A 20,160-nucleotide genomic window follows, 5' to 3' on the forward strand; every position below is an offset into this window, starting at 1 on the left:
TGCTCGCGAAGGGCGTCAACGATGACGCGTACAGCCTGAATAAACGCGGTGCTGCTACGTTTTTTCGCGAGCAAGCCCGCTCCCACAGTGCTGCCCCGAGCACCAGCCGCTGCCTCGCAGCGGCTTTTGTATTTTCTGAAATAACGAAGTGGAGAGCCGCATGGTTCCCGTAATCGCCCTGGTGGGCCGACCGAACGTCGGCAAGTCCACCTTGTTCAACCGCCTGACCAGGACTCGCGACGCCATCGTTGGCGACTTGTCCGGTCTGACCCGTGATCGCCAATACGGTGAGGCCAAGTGGCAAGGGCGTTCCTACATTCTGGTCGACACCGGCGGTATCTCCGGTGACGAGCACGGTATGGACGAAAAAATGGCCGAGCAGTCGCTGCTGGCCATTGAAGAAGCGGATGTCGTTCTGTTCCTGGTAGATGCCAAGGCCGGTTTCACCGCCGCCGACCAGATGATCGCCGAGCATTTGCGCAAACGTAACAAGCGTTCTTACGTGGTTGCCAACAAGGTCGACAACATCGACCCTGAAATGGCCCGCGCCGAATTCGCCCCGTTGGGCATGGGCCACGCGATCCCGATCGCCGGTGCTCATGGTCGTGGCATCACCCAGATGCTGGAAATCGCCCTGAGCGACTTCCCGAAAGACGATGACGAGCTGGAAGAAGGCGAAGAAGAGATCGTTGCCGAAGGCGAGGAAGCCAAGCGCATTCCTGGCCCTAGCGAAAAAGACGGTATCAAGATCGCGATCATCGGCCGTCCGAACGTCGGCAAGTCGACCCTGGTCAACCGTATGCTCGGTGAAGACCGGGTAATCGTCTATGACGAGCCCGGCACCACCCGCGACAGTATCTACATCCCGTTCGAGCGTAACGACGAGAAGTACACGCTGATCGACACCGCTGGTGTGCGCAAGCGCGGCAAGATCCACGAAGAAGTTGAAAAGTTCTCCGTGGTCAAAACCCTTCAAGCGATCAAAGATGCCAACGTGGTGATCTTTGTGATGGACGCCCGCGAAGGCGTGGTCGACCACGACCTCAACCTGCTGGGCTTCGCCATTGAGTCGGGTCGTGCGCTGGTGATCGCGATCAACAAGTGGGACGGCATGACGCCGAGCGAGCGCGACTTCGTGAAGGTCGAGCTGCAACGTCGACTGTTCTTCGTTGACTACGCCGACATTCACTTCATCTCGGCCCTGCACGGCACGGGCGTGGGCAACCTCTACGCCTCCGTACAGAACTCGTTCAAGTCTGCGGTCACCCGCTGGCCAACCAACCGCCTGACCACGATTCTGGAAGATGCGGTCGGTGAGCACGCGCCGCCGATGGTCAACAACCGCCGGATCAAGCTGCGTTATGCCCACTTGGGTGGCGCGAACCCGCCGATCATCGTGATTCACGGTAACCAGATCGAGAAGGTGCCGAAGTCTTACGTGCGCTATCTGGAAAACACTTATCGCCGTGTCTTGAAACTGGTCGGTACGCCGATCCGCATCGAGTTCAAGGGCGGCGAGAACCCGTACGAAGGCAACAAGAACTCGCTCACCGACCGTCAGGTCAACAAGAAGCGTCGGATGATGTCGCACCACAAGAAAGCCGACAAGAAGCGCCGCGACAAGCGCTGATTCAGGTGGATATTGATCGTTCCCACGCTCTGCGTGGGAATGCCGCCATGGACGCTCTGCGTCCACCGCGAATGTGACGCAGAGCGTCACGGGATGCATTCCCACGCGGGAGCGTGGGAACGATCAGATTAGAGAAGGGCGCCAATTGGCGCCCTTTTTTTATGGGCGTCGTTTGGGCTATTCTCGGGCTCTCCCGCGCCGCCGTAGAGCCGGGTGTAGAGCAGGGAAACACCGATGATCACCAGTAAGCTGCCGAATGTCGGCATCACTATCTTCACTCAGATGTCTCAGCTCGCGACGCAAACCGGGGCGCTGAACCTGTCCCAGGGTTTTCCTGACTTCGACGCCCCGCAGGCCCTGTGTGATGCGGTCGGACGGCATATCGCCAATGGCCATAACCAATATTCGCCGATGACCGGCCTTCCGGTATTGCGTCAGCAGATTGCGGCGAAGATCGCCCGCAGCTACGGCGTCAATGTGGATGTCGACCATGAAGTGACCGTCACGCCCGGCGCAACCCAGGCGATTTTCTGCGCTATTCAGGCGGTTATCCACAGCGGCGACGAAGTGATCGTGTTCTACCCGGCCTACGACAGTTATGAACCCTCGGTTGAGCTGGCCGGTGGTCGTTGTGTCCATGTGCAGTTGGGCCTGAATGACTTCGCCATCGACTTTCAGAAGCTGGGTGAAGCCATTACGCCGCGCACGCGGATGATCATCCTCAACTCTCCACATAACCCAAGTGGCGCACTGATCAGTCGTGCCGAGCTGGATCAGCTGGCAGCGTTGATCCGAGATCGCGACATCTACATCGTCAGCGACGAAGTCTACGAACACCTGGTCTTCGATGGCGTGCCTCACGCCAGCGTGCTGAATCACGAAGAGCTGTATCAGCGCGCTTTCGTGGTCAGCTCCTTTGGCAAGACCTATCACGTCACTGGTTGGAAAACCGGCTACGTGGTCGCACCGCCGGCCCTCACAGCGGAGCTGCGCAAGGTTCACCAATACGTCAGTTTCTGCGGTGTAACGCCGCTGCAATATGCTTTGGCCGATTACATGGCCGAGCACCCGGAACACGTTGAAGAACTGCCGGCTTTCTATCAGGCCAAGCGCGATCTGTTCTGCGATCTGCTAACACCGTCGCGCTTCAGTTTCACCCGAGTGGCCGGCACGTATTTCCAACTGGTCGATTACTCGCAGATTCGCCCGGACCTCAACGACGTCGAGATGGCATTGTGGATGACCCGCGAACATGGCGTGGCGAGCATCCCGATCTCGGTGTTCTACCAGACCCCACCCGAAGGCCAGCGCCTGGTGCGCCTGTGCTTCGCCAAACGCGAGGAGACCCTGCGTGAAGCAGCGGCAAAACTATGCGTGATCTGAGTGCGCTACCCAATCTGAACATCGCGCTGATCCAGACCACCCTGGCCTGGCACGATCGACAGGCTAATCTGGAGCATTTCGAGCCATTGCTGGAACAGGCTCGCGGCGCTGACCTGATCATCCTGCCGGAGATGTTTACCACCGGTTTTTCCATGGAATCGGAAACGCTCGCCGAATCGGAAAACGGTCCCACCAGCAAATGGCTGCGGGTTCAGGCGGCGAAACTGGATGCGGTGATCACCGGCAGCATCATCGTCCAGGTGGCTGACGGCAGTCATCGCAATCGCCTGTTGTGGGCGCGACCGGACGGGGAGGTGTGGCACTACGACAAGCGCCACCTGTTCCGCATGGCCGGCGAGCACAACCACTTCACCCCCGGTGAGCGTCAGGTGCAGTTCGAACTCAAGGGTTGGCGCGTGCGGCCGCTGATTTGCTACGACCTGCGCTTCCCGGTCTGGAGCCGCGATGCTCAAGACACTGATTTGCTGCTGTACACCGCCAACTGGCCGGGGGCGCGGCGTCAGCACTGGAACCGTTTGCTGCCAGCGCGGGCGATCGAGAATCTCTGCTACGTGGCGGCGGTGAATCGCGTTGGTACTGACGGCAAAGGTTTTGCCTACACCGGTGACAGTCAGGTGCTGGACTTCCAGGGTGAGACATTGCTCAGTGCAGGCGAGGCGGATGGGGTGTTTCAGGTTGTTCTGAATGCTGCTGACCTTCAAGCTTATCGCACGCGGTTTCCGGCAAACCTGGATGCCGATACTTTCCAGTTCACGTAACCGATCGTTCCCACGCTCTGCGTGGGAATGCCTCTACGGACGCTCTGCGTTCGGCTTCTGATGGGACGCGGAGCGTCCCGGGCTGCATTCCCACGCAGAGCGTGGGAACGATCAACAAAAAAGGCCCCGAGGTTTTCACCCCGGGGCCTTTTGCATTGCAGCGAAGGCTTACGCCGCTTTCGCTTCCGGCTGGCTCAGCGAGCGGTTAAGCGCGCTGAACAAAGCCTTGAAGCTGGCGGTGGTGATGTTTTCATCGATACCGACGCCGTGCACCGCACGCTCGCCGTTCACACGCAGCTCGATGTAGGCGGCCGCCTTGGCATTGGTGCCCGAACCGATGGCGTGTTCGTTGTAGTCCATGATTTCAACCGGAATCGGCAGACCGGCCACCAGCGCTTCCAGGGCGCCGTTGCCCTTGCCGCGCCAGTGCAGGTTGGTTTCACCCTGGCCTTTGCCCGAGACTTCCACTTCGACGGCGCTATGACCGTTTTCTTCCTGCAAGCGATGGCTGACCAGCGCGTACGGGGTGTTGGCCTGCAAGTACTCGCTGTGCAGCAGGGCATGGATCTGCTGAGCCGTCATCTCAAGGCCCAGGCGATCGGTTTCACGCTGCACCACCTGGCTGAACTCGATCTGCATGCGACGCGGCAAGCTGATGCCGTATTCCTGTTCCAGCAAGTAAGCGATACCGCCCTTGCCCGACTGGCTGTTGACGCGGATCACCGCCTCGTAGCTGCGGCCGATGTCGGCCGGGTCGATCGGCAAGTACGGTACTTCCCACAGGGCGTCCGGTTTCTGCTGGGCGAAGCCCTTGCGGATGGCGTCCTGGTGGGAGCCGGAGAACGCGGTGTGCACCAGGTCGCCGACGTACGGGTGACGTGGGTGCACCTGGATCTGGTTGCATTCTTCGACGACTTTGCGCACGCCGTCGATGTCGGAGAAGTCCAGCTCAGGGTGAATGCCCTGGGTGTAGAGGTTCAGCGCCACGGTCACGAGGTCGACGTTACCGGTACGTTCGCCGTTGCCGAACAGGCAGCCTTCGACACGGTCGGCGCCGGCCATCAGGCCCAGCTCGGTAGCCGCAACGCCAGTGCCACGGTCATTGTGGGTGTGCAGGCTGATGATCACGCTGTCACGACGGTTGATGTGACGGCCGAACCATTCGATCTGGTCGGCATAGATGTTCGGGGTCGCGCATTCGACGGTGGCTGGCAGGTTGAGAATCACCTTGTGCTCAGGCGTCGGGTTCCAGACTTCGATGACGGCGTCGCAGACTTCCTTGGCGAACTCGAGTTCTGTGGCGCTGAAGGTTTCTGGCGAGTATTCGAAGGTCCACTCGGTGTTTGGCTGCTGGGCGGCATATTTGACGAACAGCTTGGCCGCGTTCACGGCGATGGCCTTGACCCCTTCCTTGTCCTGGTTGAAGACAATGCGACGGAAGGAAGGGGAGGTGGCGTTGTACAGGTGAACGATGGCTTTCTTCGCTCCGCGCAGGGATTCGAAGGTGCGCTCGATCAAATCTTCACGGCCCTGGGTCAGCACCTGAATGGTGGTGTCGTCCGGGATGTGGTTGCCTTCGATCAGGGTGCGCACGAAGTCGAAGTCGGTTTGCGAAGCCGCCGGGAACGACGCTTCGATTTCTTTCACGCCGACCGACACCAGGGTTTTCCAGAAACGCAGTTTCTTGACCGCGTCCATTGGCTCGATCAGCGACTGGTTACCGTCACGAAGGTCGGAGCTGCACCAGATCGGCGCGGCGGTAATGGTCTTCGACGGCCAGGTGCGGTCCGGAATGTCGATGGTCGGGAACGCGCGGTATTTCGAAGACGGGTCTTTGAGCATGCTCATCGGGAAATCCTTATTGTGTGGGCCGAAAAAAGGCGGCCTGCCGGTGGATCAAATGTTCTGGGGATAAAGCGTAGGACGAGGCACCGCGATTCAGCCTGGCAGTCGTGCACTGACAAGGCACAGGCTGCGGTGCTGGCGAAGCTGAATGAGGGTGTGAGAGGTTTTCATGCCTTCAACCCTAACCGCGAGGGTGAAGGATGGCAAGCGGTCGAAAAAAATTGAGAGGAATCCTCGAAAAGTCGTGGTTATCGAGATTTTATTGCGGTGAACGGCGGTGATCGTTTTTATGTTTGCGCGAGGTTTGAGCGATGCGCAATTGAAGGCTTTCGGTGATGGGGCGTGTCAGCGCGGCTATTCTTAAAGCCTCACCAAGGACTACTGTCAGGCAGGAGTCGGCAATGAACGAGTCGGATTGGAAACTTTATAGCGCACTGCGTCCGCTGGCCCATGAGCGGCTGTGCATCCGGATCATGGAAGAAGTCGAGCGCATCGTGCTGGATAAAAGCATTGCGCCTTACGAGCGGATTGAAGCCAGTGAGGAAAGGCTGAAGGCGGGTCAACAGGAGCTGTATTGGGCGTTTGGCGTGTTCAGTCATTCACGCAATGAGGCGCCTGCTCACTTGCTGGGGCTGTGTACGCATGAGTTGATCAGCGCTGAAGAGTTGGCGGGCTTCTCGGAGGAAACCCAGGCGTGGATCAAAGAGTGCCTGGCACACAGGGAGATTCATGGGATTGAGGACTTGGAGGCGGAATAGATGGTGTCTGTTATTCCGCCATCGCGAGCAGGCTCACTCCTACAGTTGATCTATGGTGAACACAAATCCAATGTGGGAGTGAGCCTGCTCGCGATGAGGCCAGCCGCGTCACCGCATATTCAGGGCTGAAATGCACCTATAAAGATGGCCGGATCAACCCGCGCATCATTCAGGCTGACGTTCCAGTGCATATGCGGCCCGGTCGCCCGTCCGGTGGCCCCCACTTTCCCGACCACCCCGCCACGGGCCAATTGCTGGCCAACCGTCACGTCGATTTTCGACATGTGGCAGAACATGCTGATAAACCCCTGCCCATGGTCGACAAACACCGTGTTGCCATTGAAAAAGTAGTTGCCGATCAGAATCACCTTGCCGGCAGCCGGGGTCTTGATCGGCGTACCGGCAGGCACGGCGAAGTCCAGGCCGGCGTGCGGGTTACGCTCTTCACCATTGAAGAAGCGGCGCACGCCGAACTTGCTCGACAGCGGGCCGTTGACTGGTTTGTCCAGCAACAGATTGCTCGGGGTGTTGGGGCTGAAGCTGCGGTAAGCCTGGATCTGTTCGGCCAACTCACCTTCGATGCGCTTGAGATTCTCCGGGTTCGGATTGACCTGCTGGGTGTTCTTCAATGTGATGTGTTGTTCCGGGTATTTCTTGTTGCCGACCGTGAAACTCAGATTCCGCCCGTCACTGCTGACCTGCTGCGTGCCCGGTTTAACCGTCAGCGGCACACCGACAATCGCCAGCCAGTTGTTCTGTTCCTTGACCACCAGCACAGGCTTGCCTTGATAACTGGCCTTCGGCGCCTGCGCAGAGGCACCCAGATCCACCACGGCCACGCCGCCCGGAACCGGTTTGTTCAACAGGCGGGTGATGTAACTGTCGGCGTGGGCATTGAAGGTCAGGCACAGCAACAGCAGCGGAGCTAAAAAACGCGGCATGGATCAATCCAGTAAAGAAAGGGTGACGGGCGTCAGGTGGTTATCTTCGACCCGCACTTGCAGTTCGCCTTCGCCAAGTCTGGCTTTCAGGCGCTGACCGTTGTGGGTTTGCGCGGCGTTGCGGATCGCGTTGCCGCGTTCGTCCAGCAAGATGCTGTAGCCACGGCCAAGGGTCGCCAACGGGCTGACCACATGCAGGGTCTGCATCTGGCTTTGCAGCTGCAGGCGACGGGATTTGAGCCCTTCGCGCATGGCACGGGGCAAGCGTTCGGCAAGGCTGTCGAGGCGCTGACGGAGCATCGCCAGTTGCCGTCCCGGATGTTGCCCGGCGAGGCGGGTTTCCAGGCGGATCAACCGTTCGCGACGGGTATTGAGGCTGCGTTCGAACGCGCGGCGCATGCGCATGTCCAGATCGTCCAGGCGCTGCGCTTGCTGGCGCAGACGTTCGCCGGGATGACGCAAGCGGCGAGACATGCCTTCCAGGCGCAGTCGATCACGCATCAAGCGGTCGCGAATACGCATCACCAGCCGTCGATGCAGGCTTTCGAGCCGACGGACCAGGTCACTGGAGTCCGGCGCGAGCAGTTCGGCAGCGGCGGAAGGCGTCGGGGCGCGGACGTCGGCTACGAAGTCGCTGATCGACACGTCGGTTTCATGGCCAACGGCGCTGACAATCGGCGTCACACAGGCATCCACGGCGCGCGCTACGGCTTCTTCGTTGAAGCACCAAAGGTCTTCCAGCGAGCCGCCGCCACGGGCCAGGATCAACGCATCGAAACCGCGGGCGTCCGCCAGTTTCAATGCGCGGACAATCTGCGCAGTGGCTTCGCGGCCCTGCACGGCAGTGGGGATCAACGTCAGTTGGATCTGCGGCGCACGACGGCGGAATACGCTGATGATGTCGCGAATCACCGCGCCGGTGGGCGAGCTGATGATGCCGATGCGTTGCGGATGCGCGGGCAGCGGCACTTTGCGCTCGGCGCTGAACAGGCCTTCGGCGCTGAGTTTTTCCTTCAGTGCATCGAAGGCCAGACGCAGCGCACCGTCACCGGCCGGCTCCACGGTATCGAGGATCAACTGATAGTCGCCACGGCCCTCGAACAGCGAAACCTTGCCGCGGACCTTCACCGCCAGGCCATCCTTCAATGCCTGGCGCACTCGTGCGGCGTTCTGCCGGAACAGTGCGCAACGTACCTGGGCACCGCTGTCCTTGAGGGTGAAGTACACATGACCGGACGCCGGGCGGGCGAGGTTGGAGATTTCGCCTTCGACCCAGATGTTGCTGAACACGTCTTCGAGCAACACCCGCGCGCGGCCGTTGAGCTGGCTGACAGTCAGGACTTCACGGTCCAGGCCGAGTCTTGCAAAGGGATCTTTAATCATGGGGCGCAGTTTAAAGGCATTCGGCGATCAATCTCCATGACCCAACGAAAATCCCCTTGTGGGAGTGAGCCTGCTCGCGATAGCGGTACATCAGTCGACAACAGTATTGAATGTTAAACCGCTATCGCGAGCAGGCTCACTCCCACAGGGGTAAAGTCAGCTCCGGGATTCAGGGAAGATGGGGGAATGAGCGTGTTTGAGTTGTTGAACCAATGGCCATTCGGCGCTACGGATTGGCTGGTAATCGCGCTGGGCATTGCCCTGGCCTACATCGTGTTCGGCATAGCCGGTTTCGGCACGGCGCTGGTGGCGGGGCCGATTCTGATCATGTTTATGCCGTTGTCGAAAATCGTACCGCTGTTGGTGCTGCTGGATTTCGTCGCGGCGTTCGGCAATCTGCTGCCTTCGCGACGGGATGTGGCAAAGCCTGAGTTGCTGCGGCTGCTGCCGTGCATGGCGGTGGGCTGCACGCTGGGGGTGATTTTTCTACTGAATCTGAAATCCGATGTGTTGTTGCTGTTGATGGGGCTGTTTATCAGCGCATATGCGATTTACAGCTTGTGGGTCAAAACCCGTCCGACCCAATTGTCCGCCGCTTGGGCCGTGCCAATGGGCACGGTGGGCGGGATGTTCGGGGCCTTGTTTGGCAGTGGCGGTTTTTTATATGCGATCTATTTGAACAGTCGTCTGCCCAAAGAGGCGGCCCGGGCGACCCAGAGTGCGCTGATCAGTTGCAGCACGGTGGTGCGCTTGAGCCTGTTTGCCGTCGCAGGTGTGTACGCCGAGCTACCCTTATTGGTATTGGCGCTGTGTTTATTGCCGGCGATGGCAGTGGGGCTGTGGATTGGCCGGCGGTTGACCATGAGATTGTCCCGCGAGGCGTTTGTGCGGCTGGTGACCTGGTTGGTGCTGGCTAGCGGAATTGCCTTGATCGGACGTTATTTGAGTGCTTGACCGGATTTCGTCAGGGATTAAGCTGCCGGCCGCAATCCTGTGGGAGTGAGCCTTTGTGGCGAGGGGATTTATCCCCGTTCGGCTGCGAAGCAGACGTCAGCTCATTAATGCGATTGGACTTTGAAGTGCTGGGGCCGCTTCGCGACCCAACGGGGATAAATCCCCTCGCCACAAAGGCTCACTCCCACAAGGGTAATCTTCAGTATTTGCAGTAGGCTTGCATCATGAATTCGCAAAGCATCATCGTCCCGAAAATTTCCACCCTGCCGGTGCACGAACCCCGGGCCCGGGCGGTCGTGCGTTGGCTGGTACGCAAGAACATCATTAAAGAAGAACTGACCACCTGTGGTCGCACTGGCAACCGCATGGCTCATGCCATCGCCGACGGTGCCCGCGCTGTCGTGCTGCATCCTGAAGCGCTGCCGTTCGGCGAACCGATCAATGGCCTGGAAATCATCACCAAGCGCTGCATCTACACGCCCGCCAAGGGTTTCCTTGAAGAGGCGGGCTGCGCCGAGTGCCGCAAGGAAGTCGGCGAAGCGCTGTTCGAAAGCCTGGAAGACTGGATGCCGGGGCGCACCGATAACTTCACGTGTCCGGAATGCGGGCATGAAGACGACATCAACGGGTTTCTTTTCCTGCAGGAATGCGGCTTTTCCAACCTGGGCTTTATCTTCAACAACTGGGCCGAGGCCGGGTTCAAACAGAGCTTTATCGACGAATTTGCCGATTGGCTCGATCAACCTGTCAGTTGGGTGAAAGTCGAACTGTAGGAGCACAGCTTGCTGGCGATGGCGGACTTAAGGGCGCCATCGCCAGCAAGCTGTGCTCCTACAGAATTCGGCGTTAAATACCCGTCGATCGACCGTGTCGAAATAGACAGAGTTTTACATTGAACCCGAGGGGGTGTCTGACTATAATGGCGCGCTTCCATTTTCCCGCTCGGGAGCCCCCGCGATGCTGCGTATCAGCCAAGAAGCTCTGACATTCGACGACATTCTCCTAGTGCCTGGTTATTCCGAGGTGCTTCCTAACGAAGTCAGTCTCAAGACCCGCCTAACCCGTGGCATCGAGCTGAATATTCCTCTGGTTTCTGCCGCCATGGACACCGTTACTGAAGCCCGTCTGGCAATTGCCATGGCTCAGGAAGGTGGCATCGGCATTATCCACAAGAACATGACCATCGAGCAGCAAGCTGCCGAAGTGCGCAAGGTCAAGCGTTATGAGGCCGGCGTGGTCAAGGACCCGATCACCATCGAGGCTGACGCCACGGTTCGTGAACTGTTCGAACTGACCCGCATGCACAACATCTCCGGCGTTCCGGTTTTGCACGATGGCGACCTGGTCGGCATCGTCACTTCCCGTGACGTACGTTTCGAAAACCGTCTGGACGCCACCGTCCGTCAAGTGATGACGCCTAAAGAGCGTCTGGTCACGGTCAAGGAAGGCGCCGACAAGAACGACGTCCGCGAGTTGTTGCACAAACACCGCATCGAACGCGTGCTGATCGTCGACGACAAATTCGCCCTCAAAGGCATGATGACCGTCAACGACATCGAAAAAGCCAAGGCATACCCGCTGGCCAGCAAGGACGATCAAGGTCGTCTGCGTGTTGGTGCTGCAGTCGGTACCGGTAAAGACACCGGTGATCGCGTAGCCGCCCTGGTCAATGCCGGCGTTGACGTGGTGGTGGTCGACACCGCTCACGGTCACTCCAAAGGTGTGATCGACCGCGTTCGCTGGGTCAAACAGAATTTCCCTGAAGTGCAGGTCATCGGCGGCAACATCGCCACCGGCGCTGCCGCCAAGGCTCTGGCCGAAGCAGGCGCCGATGCAGTCAAGGTCGGTATCGGCCCAGGCTCGATCTGCACCACCCGTATCGTCGCCGGTGTCGGCGTCCCGCAAATCAGTGCCATCGCCAACGTCGCCGCTGCCCTCGAAGGCACAGGCGTTCCGTTGATCGCCGACGGCGGCATCCGTTTCTCCGGTGACCTGTCCAAGGCCATCGTTGCCGGTGCCTCCTGCGTGATGATGGGCTCGATGTTCGCCGGTACTGAAGAAGCGCCAGGCGAGATCGAACTGTTCCAGGGTCGTTCGTACAAGGCTTACCGCGGCATGGGTTCGCTGGGCGCCATGTCCCAGGCTCAAGGTTCCTCCGACCGTTACTTCCAGGACTCCTCGGCAGGCGCCGAGAAGCTGGTTCCGGAAGGGATCGAAGGGCGTGTTCCTTACAAGGGCACATTGAGCGCCATCATCCATCAACTGATGGGCGGCCTGCGTTCCTCGATGGGTTACACCGGCAGTGCCGACATCGAAGAAATGCGCACCAAGCCTGAGTTCGTGCGGATCACCGGCGCTGGCATGGCCGAATCCCACGTTCACGACGTGCAAATCACCAAAGAAGCGCCAAACTACCGCGTAGGTTGAGCCTTCCAGCAAAAAGTTAAGTAACCGGGGCTGTTTTATTCAGCCCCGAGTTGTTTCTGAATCACGACTGTTTCTGAATTACTTAGACGAGACTGAATCATGGCCCTCGACATTCACGCTCACCGCATCCTGATCCTCGACTTCGGTTCCCAGTACACCCAGCTGATTGCCCGCCGCGTGCGTGAAATCGGCGTGTACTGCGAACTGCATCCGTTCGACATGGACGACGAAGCGATTCGCGAATTCGCTCCAAAAGGCGTCATTCTCGCCGGTGGCCCCGAGTCCGTGCACGTCGCCGACAGCCCTCGCTGCCCGCAAGCGGTGTTTGACCTGGGCGTACCGGTCTTCGGTATCTGCTACGGCATGCAAACCATGGCTGAACAGCTGGGTGGCAAGGTCGAAGGTTCCGAGCTGCGTGAGTTCGGTTACGCCCGTGTCGACGTGGTCGGCAAGAGCCGTCTGCTCGACGGCATCGAAGACCACATCGACGCCGACGGCCTGTTCGGCCTCGACGTGTGGATGAGTCACGGTGACAAGGTCACCAAGATGCCTCAAGACTTCCACATCCTGGCCAGCACCCCAAGCTGCCCGATCGCCGGCATGTTCGACGACGCGCGTGGCTACTACGGCGTGCAGTTCCACCCGGAAGTGACCCACACCAAGCAGGGCGGTCGCATCCTCTCGCGCTTTATCCTCGACATCTGCGGCTGCGAAGCCTTGTGGACGCCTTCGAAGATTGCTGAAGACGCCATCGCCAACATTCGCGCCCAGGTCGGCACCGACAACGTACTGCTCGGCCTGTCCGGCGGTGTGGATTCCTCGGTGGTTGCCGCGCTGCTGCACAAAGCCATTGGCGACCAGCTGACCTGCGTCTTCGTCGACAACGGCCTGCTGCGTCTGCACGAAGGTGAGCAAGTGATGGCCATGTTCGCCGAGAACATGGGCGTCAAGGTGATCCGCGCCAATGCCGAAGATCAGTTCCTCGACAACCTGGCTGGCGAGTCCGACCCGGAGAAGAAGCGCAAGATCATCGGCCGTACCTTCATCGACGTCTTCGATGCCCAGTCCAACAAACTGGACAACATCAAGTACCTCGCCCAAGGCACCATCTACCCGGACGTGATCGAGTCGGCTGGCGCCAAAAGCGGCAAGGCACACGTGATCAAGTCGCACCACAACGTGGGCGGCCTGCCGGAAGAAATGAACCTCAAGCTGGTTGAACCCCTGCGCGAGCTGTTCAAGGACGAAGTCCGTCGTCTGGGCCTGGAACTGGGCCTGCCGTACGACATGGTCTACCGTCACCCGTTCCCGGGCCCGGGCCTGGGCGTGCGGATCCTCGGTGAAGTGAAGAAGGAATACGCCGACCTGCTGCGTCGCGCCGACCACATCTTCATCGAAGAACTGCGCAAGGCCGACTGGTACCACAAGGTCAGCCAGGCATTCGTGGTGTTCCAGCCAGTGAAATCGGTTGGCGTTGTCGGCGATGGCCGTCGTTACGCTTGGGTCGTTGCCCTGCGTGCCGTTGAAACCATCGACTTCATGACCGCGCGTTGGGCGCACCTGCCTTACGAACTGCTGGAAACCGTTTCCGGTCGGATCATCAACGAAATCGAAGGCATCTCCCGCGTCACCTACGACGTGTCGAGCAAGCCGCCGGCGACGATTGAGTGGGAGTGATCCCGCACTAGCCTTGATGGCTTGATCGCAGGTAACTGAAAAGGCCGTGTGAACACTGTTCACACGGCCTTTTTACGTTTTAGACGCCGGGTAGCCGAATGGGGGCCATGCCCATTCTGTGCAGCGCTGAGCTCAAGCCCTCGGTCGTTGGAAAACGTCGTCCGCTGATCTGCCAGGAATCCCGTTCGATGTAGTAGCCGTTTGCATCTTGTTTTATGGGCGTGCGAACGAGTTTCCCCCAGGTCACGATGCCGTTTTTGGTGACGGTTCTGCTGCGATGAACCAGTATGGGTTCACCGGTACTGGTGCTGAGGGTGTACATGCCAGGCCTGGGCAGGCCATCTTCCAGCCTTTGCGCAAGGGCCACGCTTTTCGGCGTCGGGATCTGCAGCAACAAGTCATTTTTGACAAAACTGACCGCTTGCCCCGGGCGCGCCACATCGGAGACCCCGGGGTCGACCTTGATACCGCCGAGCTCATCCGGGCCCACACTCTCGATACGCAGGCCGATGCTGCCTTCAAGCTCACTGACACCCGCCACGTCGGCATAGGTATTGGCGTGGCTGTTACCGACCAGTGCCACCCAGCGATGGGAGCCTCTGGCTGTCTGGTCGGCGCCGATGACTTGTTGGGCGAAGAAATTCATCATTTTTTGCCGGAAATTGATATCAGGCCTCTGAATACCGGCGCTGCGGTAACTGGCCAGGCAGTCGATGGCTTGCACGCGGATGTTATTTTTTTGCGCTGTCCTGACGACCTGTTCAAACGTGAATTGTTTGCTGGGGTCGGTCGAAAAAGTTGCATCAAGATCCTGGAGGTAGCTTTCCAGATCCTCGGACATCACCCCGGTGCGGTTGAACACATCCAGGTCCGCTTGATGGAAATCGGTCAGCAGATGCTCCATGTACAGGGTTTTGACCTTCTGTTTGCGCAGCACGCTCATGTTCTCGATCAAAAATTGTTTGCTGCCCACGCTGGAGTGACTTTCACCGACGACCAGGCTTTGTGAGCGCTTGAACAGGGTCTTGATGATGTCCTTGAGCTTCGCATTCGCGATGAACGATGGAATGGCAGGCCTGGGTGGCAGCTGTGGTTGCGGCTGCGAATAAAAGGACACGGCGTCGTCGTGTAGTCTTCGGCGTAGTCTTTTGAAGGCTTCGAGCTCATCGGCTGGATTGTTGGGATTGATAAAGCCGTCCTTCAAATCGCCCTTTGTTTCCGAACCATTGGCTGCCTTTTTGAGGGCCGGCTTGATGTCCTGAGGAACATCGTATGCAGTCGCCGGGGCGTCGAAGTCGGGCAGTGGCGGCTCGGCCCTGGCGAACAGATCGGAAAACTTGCCGCCTCCCGCCAGACCGGGGCGCGTGAGGGGCATCCACTCACCCATTTCATCCAGGCGCACCGGTATGTTGCGGTAAAAGGAGTGGGGATCGACCGGATCAATGATCGTCCAGGTCTTCAGTTCGTTGCTGTAGCGCACCTGGTAGTAACTGTCACCCATGGCGATGTAATTACCACCTGTCTCGGGCTGATAGATGCCTTGAAACTTGCCTTCCTCGTTGATGGGGGAATAGCCATCGAGAATTTCATTGGTTTCAAAAGGCGCCAACAGGCTGGCTTCTCCCGGGTCGGGTTTGACGGATTCGAAGGGCAGTTGCACTGGGGGGCTCGGCGACTTCAAATCTTCCCCAGGGATGATTGCCTCCTCTGCTTCCGATGCTTGCGCGAACTCGCTTGCTCCTCTCAGGAACGGCAAGTTGAACAGGATGTCCACGCTGCCAAGGATGGCCCCTTTGATCGCGGCCTTGCGTTCCGCAGGGGTCGTGGCGTTGATGGCTTGATCGATGTGCAAGCCGACATTGGCAATGCCCGCGCCTATGACAACCAGCGCTGCTGGCCACGCCGCTGCAGCCATTGGCCCAAAGACGCGGTTGAAGGCATTGAGGTAGCCGATCCACAGCTTTTTGCGTAGCTCGCCATTGGAATGCAGCAGGTAATTGGCGTCGCTGAGCATGCGCTCATGGGTGGACTGGCTCAAATGGGTGAACGCATCACCGCTGATTATCTCGCCACGGTAGTGAAGCAAGTGATGGTCGGCGGCGGTGTCTTCATCCGGTAATACCTCGTACGTATGGGTGAGGCCGACATTTTCATATTCGGTGTTCTCCAGAAAGTGAAAGATCAGGCCAACGCCGGTGAAATTGGCGAGCTTGTGCCCCAGCGAAGTGGGCTTTTCCTGAACGATGTCGCGCTCTTCCTGCTTGAAGTGCATGAGCATGCTTTCGCGGCCTTCAGCATCCTTGACCTCATTGACCAGCCATTCGTGCAGCTCTTCGACCTTGTTAAAACAGTGAAATCCTCTGAGCTCGCCCGGAATGTAGAGAATGTTCAGGTCACTGTCGTCAGTGATGCTGAGGATGTCCGTCGACACGAAGTGGTCAATGCAAAACTTGCGAATCGATAAACCGCTGGGTGTGGTCGCCTCGTCCAGCAGCATTTGCCGAGTGAGCGGCCTGCTGACATTACCGGCGCAGGCGCTGAACACCGTGCTGAAGTGTTCTTGGGTCAAGTAACCCTTCTCGTAGTCTTCAATCGCTTTGGCGATGAAGGTGCACTTGGCCAGCGCACGGAAGTTGGCGCTGTGTTTTTCCCAGAATGTCGCGATGGCCGTTTTGTAGCGATCAGCGAAATTGATGTCCCAGAAGGCTTTCAGCACGTCGCTGGCATGCAGGCGCACTTCGTTGGTTTCGTCGTAACTCTCGGCGTCATCACCGATCCGGTAAAAGCCGCCATAGAGATCCAGCAGGTCGGCATTGTCCTGGTCGTGGACGCTGAAACGGTGCATGACCAGTTGCGGGAAGGTCATGGATTCCTTGGGTTTTTCAAGGATGTGCTGCCAGCCGGTAAAGGCCGTGGAGCTGCTTTGGGCACCATGGAACCGGTGCCACCAGACTTTGTCCGGTGTGATGTCGGTGATGTGATGTCGGGTGAGGATGTCCTGGGCGATTTCGTACGCCATGGCGTACAGGTCGGGGCAGTCGTCGACCAGACCGGGGACCAGGGCCTGGAGGGCCTGGGCATCGGCGGAGTTGGTCAGGATGAGGTCTTGGGTATCGTCCATGATGCTTTCCTTGGTATGCAGTGAATTCGCGAGCAAAACTGTTGTTACATACAACTGATCAAGTGGGAATGCGCATCTGCAGCCTCATACCTGAGTTGTTCAGCGAGCTCGACAGCGCTTCGATGCTGGGGAAAGGAAGCCTGTTTTGTGGCCAGGATGGTCGGTCGATAACAAAACTGCCGTTGGCGAGTCGCTCGACCGGCGTGCGATTGATCAGTTCGTTTCTGCCGCGGTGAATCAGGGTGTAGCTGTCACCGGTTTTCTCGAACAGGTATTTGCTGGGTACATCGAGTAGCTTCTCCATTTGCTGCTCGGTTCGGATCGCCGGCATCGCTTCCATTTGTATGCGAAGGTCTGCATAGAATGGGTCGAAAGTTCCGCGCATGGTCTCGTTCTGCATGATCGGTCCGCGATCGATTTCGATGCCGGGATCCAAGGTGATGCCCAGGCTTTCGCCTGGATTGACCTCTTCGATCCGCAGGCCGATACCGCCTTGCAGTTCACTGATGCCGGCCATCCCGCGGAAGGTATTGATGTTTTCCTGTCCGGTTAACACCACCCATTTGGTCGGCTGGTTCAAGGCCTTATCGGCAAGCATGATTTCGTTCGTCAGGCTGTTAGTGATCATTTGCTCTTCAACCGGCCTGAAAAAAAGCGGTTTTTTAAAGCTTGTTGCGCAGTCGGTGGCCTGGATCCGGATGTTGTTTTGTCTTGCGCTCTTGACTAGTTCCAGTTCGTTGAAACGCCCGGCGGGATCCTGGCCGAGCTCGGTCAGGTATTCGCGCAGATCCTTGGGCATGCTTCCTGTGTTGAAAAAGGCATTCAGATCTTGCTGGGCAAAATCACTGAGCAAGCCGCGCATGTAAATCGTATTGACACCCCGCCGAGCGAATTCAGGCATGTTTTCAATCATGAAGCGCATGCTGCTGATGCGATCCAGGGTTTCACCCACGACCAGCCCCGGTGCTGTTTCGAACACTCTCTCAATCAATTCGGCACTGGTCATGGACTCACTGACGGCAGGAATCATTGGCCGAGACGGCAGGTTGCGCCACTGCAACTCGTTGAAGAAGCGTCCGGCCGTGGACCTCAGCAGGTTTAGCTTGTCGGTGAAGTGACTTACGTAGCGGTCTTCCACCGTGAACACCGGCAAGTGACGCATTGTAAGGCGGACATGGGTTTCGAATAGGTTCAATGCCCATTTTTTTAGTGATGCCTGGAGTCGCGGCTGAACATCGTATGGCGTTCTCAGAGTACGAAGGGGCTGCATTGTGGGGTGGGGGGAGGTAGAAGCTACTGGTTCAAGGGGGACAGGGGCTGGTGGCGCGGAGTTGCTGGTGCTCTGGCCGGGCTTCGGTGTCGCCGGTTTAGAGAGATTTTTGCCACCGCCCTTCAAACCCTGTCGCGAGAACATTTCCCATTCATCTGCTTCATTCAGACGTACCGGAATGTTGCGGAAAAAGGAGTAGGGATTGGTGGGGTCGACGATTGCCCAGGACCGCAGTTCATTGCTGTAACGCACCTGAAAAAAGCGGTCGTCGATAGTAATGTAGTGACCCCCGGTTGCGGGTTGATAGATGCCTTGAAATTTACCTTCAACACTCACCGGGAATTCGCCGTCGAGAACCTCATTGGTTTCAAAGGGCGCCAGTATGTCCATGTCTGAGGGGCCAATAGCCTCGGCGTCGACGGAAAGGGAAGGTATCGCGGGCGATTCTATGTCTGTCTTCGGCGCTTCCCCGGAGGCAAGCGCCTCTTCTGTCTCGGCGGCCTCTGCGATCTCGGCGGCATCTGCCAGTTCAACTGCGCCGCGCAGAAATGGCAAATTAAACAGTACATCCACACTGCCAAAAATCGCAGCTTTGACCGCGGCCTTGCGTTCCATCGCAGTGGTGCCGTTGATGGCCTGGTCGATGTGCAGGCCGACATTGGCGATGCCGGCACCGATGACGACCAGCGCTGCCGGCCATGCAAGGGCGGCCATCGGTCCGAACGTGTGGTTGAAGGCATTGAGGTAGCCGATCCACAGCTTTTTCCTGATCTCGCCGTTGGAGTGCAGCAGGAAATTGGCGTCGCTGAGCATGCGCTCATGGGTGGACTGATTCAGATAGGTGAACGCATCACCGGCAATTTTCTCGCCACGATAGTGGAGCAAATGAACGTTCCCGGCTTCATTGTCACTGGGTAGAACGTCATAGGCGTGGGTGAGGCCGACATTTTCATGTTCCGTGTTTTCCAGGAAATGAACGATCAGACCAATGCCGGTGAAGTTGGCCAGTTTGTGCCCTAGGGAAGTGGGCTTTTCCTGAACGATGTCGCGCTCTTCCTGCTTGAAGTGCATGAGCATGCGTTCGCGGCCTTCAGCATCCTTGACCTCATTGACCAGCCATTCGTGCAGCTCTTCGACCTTGTTGAAACAGTGAAATCCTCTGAGCTCGCCCGGAATGTAGAGAATGTTCAGGTCACTGTCGTCAGTGATGCTGAGGATGTCCGTCGACACGAAGTGGTCAATGCAAAACTTGCGAATCGATAAACCGCTGGGTGTGGTCGCCTCGTCCAGCAGCATTTGCCGGGTGAGCGGCCTGCTGACATTACCGGCGCAGGCGCTGAGCACCGTGCTGAAGTGTTCTTGGGTCAAGTAACCCTTCTCGTAGTCTTCAATGGCTTTGGCGATGAAGGTGCACTTGGCCAGCGCACGGAAGTTGGCGCTGTGCTTTTCCCAGAATGTCGCGATGGCCGTTTTGTAGCGATCAGCGAAATTGATGTCCCAAAAGGCTTTCAGCACGTCGTTGCCGTGCAGGCGCACTTCATTGGTTTCATCGTAGGATTCGGCGTCCGCCCCCACACGATAAAAGCCGCCGTAGAGGTCCAGCAGGTCGGCATTGTCCTGGTCGTGGACGCTGAAACGTTGCATGACCAGTTGCGGGAAGGTCATGGATTCCTTGGGTTTTTCAAGGATGTGCTGCCAGCCGGTAAAGGCCGTGGAGCTGCTTTGGGCACCATGGAACCGGTGCCACCAGACTTTGTCGGGTTCGATATCCGTGATGTCGTGCTGGACGAGAATGTCCTTGGCGACCTGATATGCCAACGCGTGCAGGTCGGGGCAATCGGCAACGAGATCAGTGATCAGGGGCTGGAGGGCCAACACATCGGCAGCGTCGGGCAGGGTAATTTCTTGGGTATCGTCCATGATGTCTTCCTTGAGAGGTGGTCGGGGCGCTCACTATCTCAAGGGGCATCGGTTCCAGCTGTAAGGCACTGG

The 20,160-nt window shown here is 58.3% G+C and carries 13 protein-coding genes; 8 read left to right on the plus strand and 5 right to left on the minus strand.

The genetic code is table 11. The annotated features are described in order from the left end of the window. Nucleotides 1-160 precede the first annotated feature (160 nt). The 3 genes from der (at nt 161) to IB252_RS22065 (ending at nt 3,792) form a co-directional block, all read left to right on the plus strand. Nucleotides 161-1,630, plus strand: coding sequence for a ribosome biogenesis GTPase Der (der, locus tag IB252_RS22055; RefSeq protein WP_046046039.1), 1,470 nt, complete (start codon nt 161-163; stop codon nt 1,628-1,630). Between the two features lie 234 nt (nt 1,631-1,864). Continuing rightward, on the plus strand, nt 1,865-3,013 hold the full coding sequence (locus IB252_RS22060; protein ID WP_192410241.1) for a pyridoxal phosphate-dependent aminotransferase: 1,149 nt from the start codon (nt 1,865-1,867) through the stop codon (nt 3,011-3,013). Further along, nucleotides 3,001-3,792: an amidohydrolase gene (locus IB252_RS22065; protein ID WP_192410242.1), complete on the plus strand. Its 792-nt coding sequence runs from the start codon at nt 3,001-3,003 to the stop codon at nt 3,790-3,792. The genes IB252_RS22060 and IB252_RS22065 overlap by 13 nt, the downstream gene beginning before the upstream one ends. Nucleotides 3,793-3,960: 168 nt before the next feature. Here the strand turns inward: IB252_RS22065 and leuA are convergent, their stop codons facing one another. Continuing rightward, entirely contained in the window at nt 3,961-5,640 is a 1,680-nt protein-coding gene (gene leuA / locus IB252_RS22070) for a 2-isopropylmalate synthase (RefSeq protein WP_008147766.1), read from the minus strand. Between the two features lie 398 nt (nt 5,641-6,038). On the opposite strand from leuA, the gene IB252_RS22075 reads away from it, so the two are divergent. Continuing rightward, nucleotides 6,039-6,395: a hypothetical protein gene (locus tag IB252_RS22075; RefSeq protein ID WP_134096579.1), complete on the plus strand. Its 357-nt coding sequence runs from the start codon at nt 6,039-6,041 to the stop codon at nt 6,393-6,395. Between the two features lie 119 nt (nt 6,396-6,514). Here the strand turns inward: IB252_RS22075 and IB252_RS22080 are convergent, their stop codons facing one another. Beyond that, on the minus strand, nt 6,515-7,336 hold the full coding sequence (locus IB252_RS22080) for a peptidoglycan DD-metalloendopeptidase family protein (protein WP_192410243.1): 822 nt from the start codon (nt 7,334-7,336) through the stop codon (nt 6,515-6,517). A gap of 3 nt (nt 7,337-7,339) precedes the next feature. After that, a complete protein-coding gene (gene xseA / locus IB252_RS22085) occupies nt 7,340-8,719 on the minus strand; it encodes an exodeoxyribonuclease VII large subunit (RefSeq protein WP_111450271.1) in 1,380 nt (459 codons plus the stop codon). Between the two features lie 186 nt (nt 8,720-8,905). On the opposite strand from xseA, the gene IB252_RS22090 reads away from it, so the two are divergent. From IB252_RS22090 to guaA, 4 genes are all read left to right on the plus strand, one after another. Beyond that, nucleotides 8,906-9,673, plus strand: coding sequence for a sulfite exporter TauE/SafE family protein (locus tag IB252_RS22090; protein ID WP_192410244.1), 768 nt, complete (start codon nt 8,906-8,908; stop codon nt 9,671-9,673). 224 nt (nt 9,674-9,897) lie between these two features. Further along, on the plus strand, nt 9,898-10,446 hold the full coding sequence (locus IB252_RS22095; protein ID WP_046046046.1) for a hypothetical protein: 549 nt from the start codon (nt 9,898-9,900) through the stop codon (nt 10,444-10,446). 184 nt (nt 10,447-10,630) lie between these two features. Continuing rightward, nucleotides 10,631-12,100 carry an IMP dehydrogenase gene (gene guaB / locus IB252_RS22100; protein WP_102616756.1) on the plus strand — a complete coding sequence of 490 codons (1,470 nt, stop codon included), beginning with the start codon at nt 10,631-10,633 and terminating at the stop codon, nt 12,098-12,100. Nucleotides 12,101-12,199: 99 nt separating this feature from the next. Beyond that, on the plus strand, nt 12,200-13,777 hold the full coding sequence (gene guaA / locus IB252_RS22105; RefSeq protein ID WP_074873964.1) for a glutamine-hydrolyzing GMP synthase: 1,578 nt from the start codon (nt 12,200-12,202) through the stop codon (nt 13,775-13,777). 79 nt (nt 13,778-13,856) lie between these two features. Here guaA and IB252_RS22110 read toward each other — a convergent pair whose 3' ends face one another. Continuing rightward, nucleotides 13,857-16,898: a membrane-targeted effector domain-containing toxin gene (locus IB252_RS22110; RefSeq protein WP_192410245.1), complete on the minus strand. Its 3,042-nt coding sequence runs from the start codon at nt 16,896-16,898 to the stop codon at nt 13,857-13,859. 58 nt (nt 16,899-16,956) lie between these two features. Then, nucleotides 16,957-20,088 carry a membrane-targeted effector domain-containing toxin gene (locus IB252_RS22115; protein ID WP_192410246.1) on the minus strand — a complete coding sequence of 1,044 codons (3,132 nt, stop codon included), beginning with the start codon at nt 20,086-20,088 and terminating at the stop codon, nt 16,957-16,959. Between the last annotated feature and the right edge of the window lie 72 nt (nt 20,089-20,160).

The sequence above is a fragment of the Pseudomonas sp. PDM10 genome, from assembly GCF_014852295.1.
GTDB lineage: Bacteria > Pseudomonadota > Gammaproteobacteria > Pseudomonadales > Pseudomonadaceae > Aquipseudomonas.

Coding starts and splice junctions, on each gene's coding strand:
- der (WP_046046039.1), top strand. CDS start 161: ATGGTTCCCGTAATCGCCCTGGTGGGCCGACCGAACGTCGGCAAGTCC.
- IB252_RS22060 (WP_192410241.1), top strand. CDS start 1,865: ATGATCACCAGTAAGCTGCCGAATGTCGGCATCACTATCTTCACTCAG.
- IB252_RS22065 (WP_192410242.1), top strand. CDS start 3,001: ATGCGTGATCTGAGTGCGCTACCCAATCTGAACATCGCGCTGATCCAG.
- leuA (WP_008147766.1), bottom strand. CDS start 5,640: ATGAGCATGCTCAAAGACCCGTCTTCGAAATACCGCGCGTTCCCGACC.
- IB252_RS22075 (WP_134096579.1), top strand. CDS start 6,039: ATGAACGAGTCGGATTGGAAACTTTATAGCGCACTGCGTCCGCTGGCC.
- IB252_RS22080 (WP_192410243.1), bottom strand. CDS start 7,336: ATGCCGCGTTTTTTAGCTCCGCTGCTGTTGCTGTGCCTGACCTTCAAT.
- xseA (WP_111450271.1), bottom strand. CDS start 8,719: ATGATTAAAGATCCCTTTGCAAGACTCGGCCTGGACCGTGAAGTCCTG.
- IB252_RS22090 (WP_192410244.1), top strand. CDS start 8,906: ATGAGCGTGTTTGAGTTGTTGAACCAATGGCCATTCGGCGCTACGGAT.
- IB252_RS22095 (WP_046046046.1), top strand. CDS start 9,898: ATGAATTCGCAAAGCATCATCGTCCCGAAAATTTCCACCCTGCCGGTG.
- guaB (WP_102616756.1), top strand. CDS start 10,631: ATGCTGCGTATCAGCCAAGAAGCTCTGACATTCGACGACATTCTCCTA.
- guaA (WP_074873964.1), top strand. CDS start 12,200: ATGGCCCTCGACATTCACGCTCACCGCATCCTGATCCTCGACTTCGGT.
- IB252_RS22110 (WP_192410245.1), bottom strand. CDS start 16,898: ATGGACGATACCCAAGACCTCATCCTGACCAACTCCGCCGATGCCCAG.
- IB252_RS22115 (WP_192410246.1), bottom strand. CDS start 20,088: ATGGACGATACCCAAGAAATTACCCTGCCCGACGCTGCCGATGTGTTG.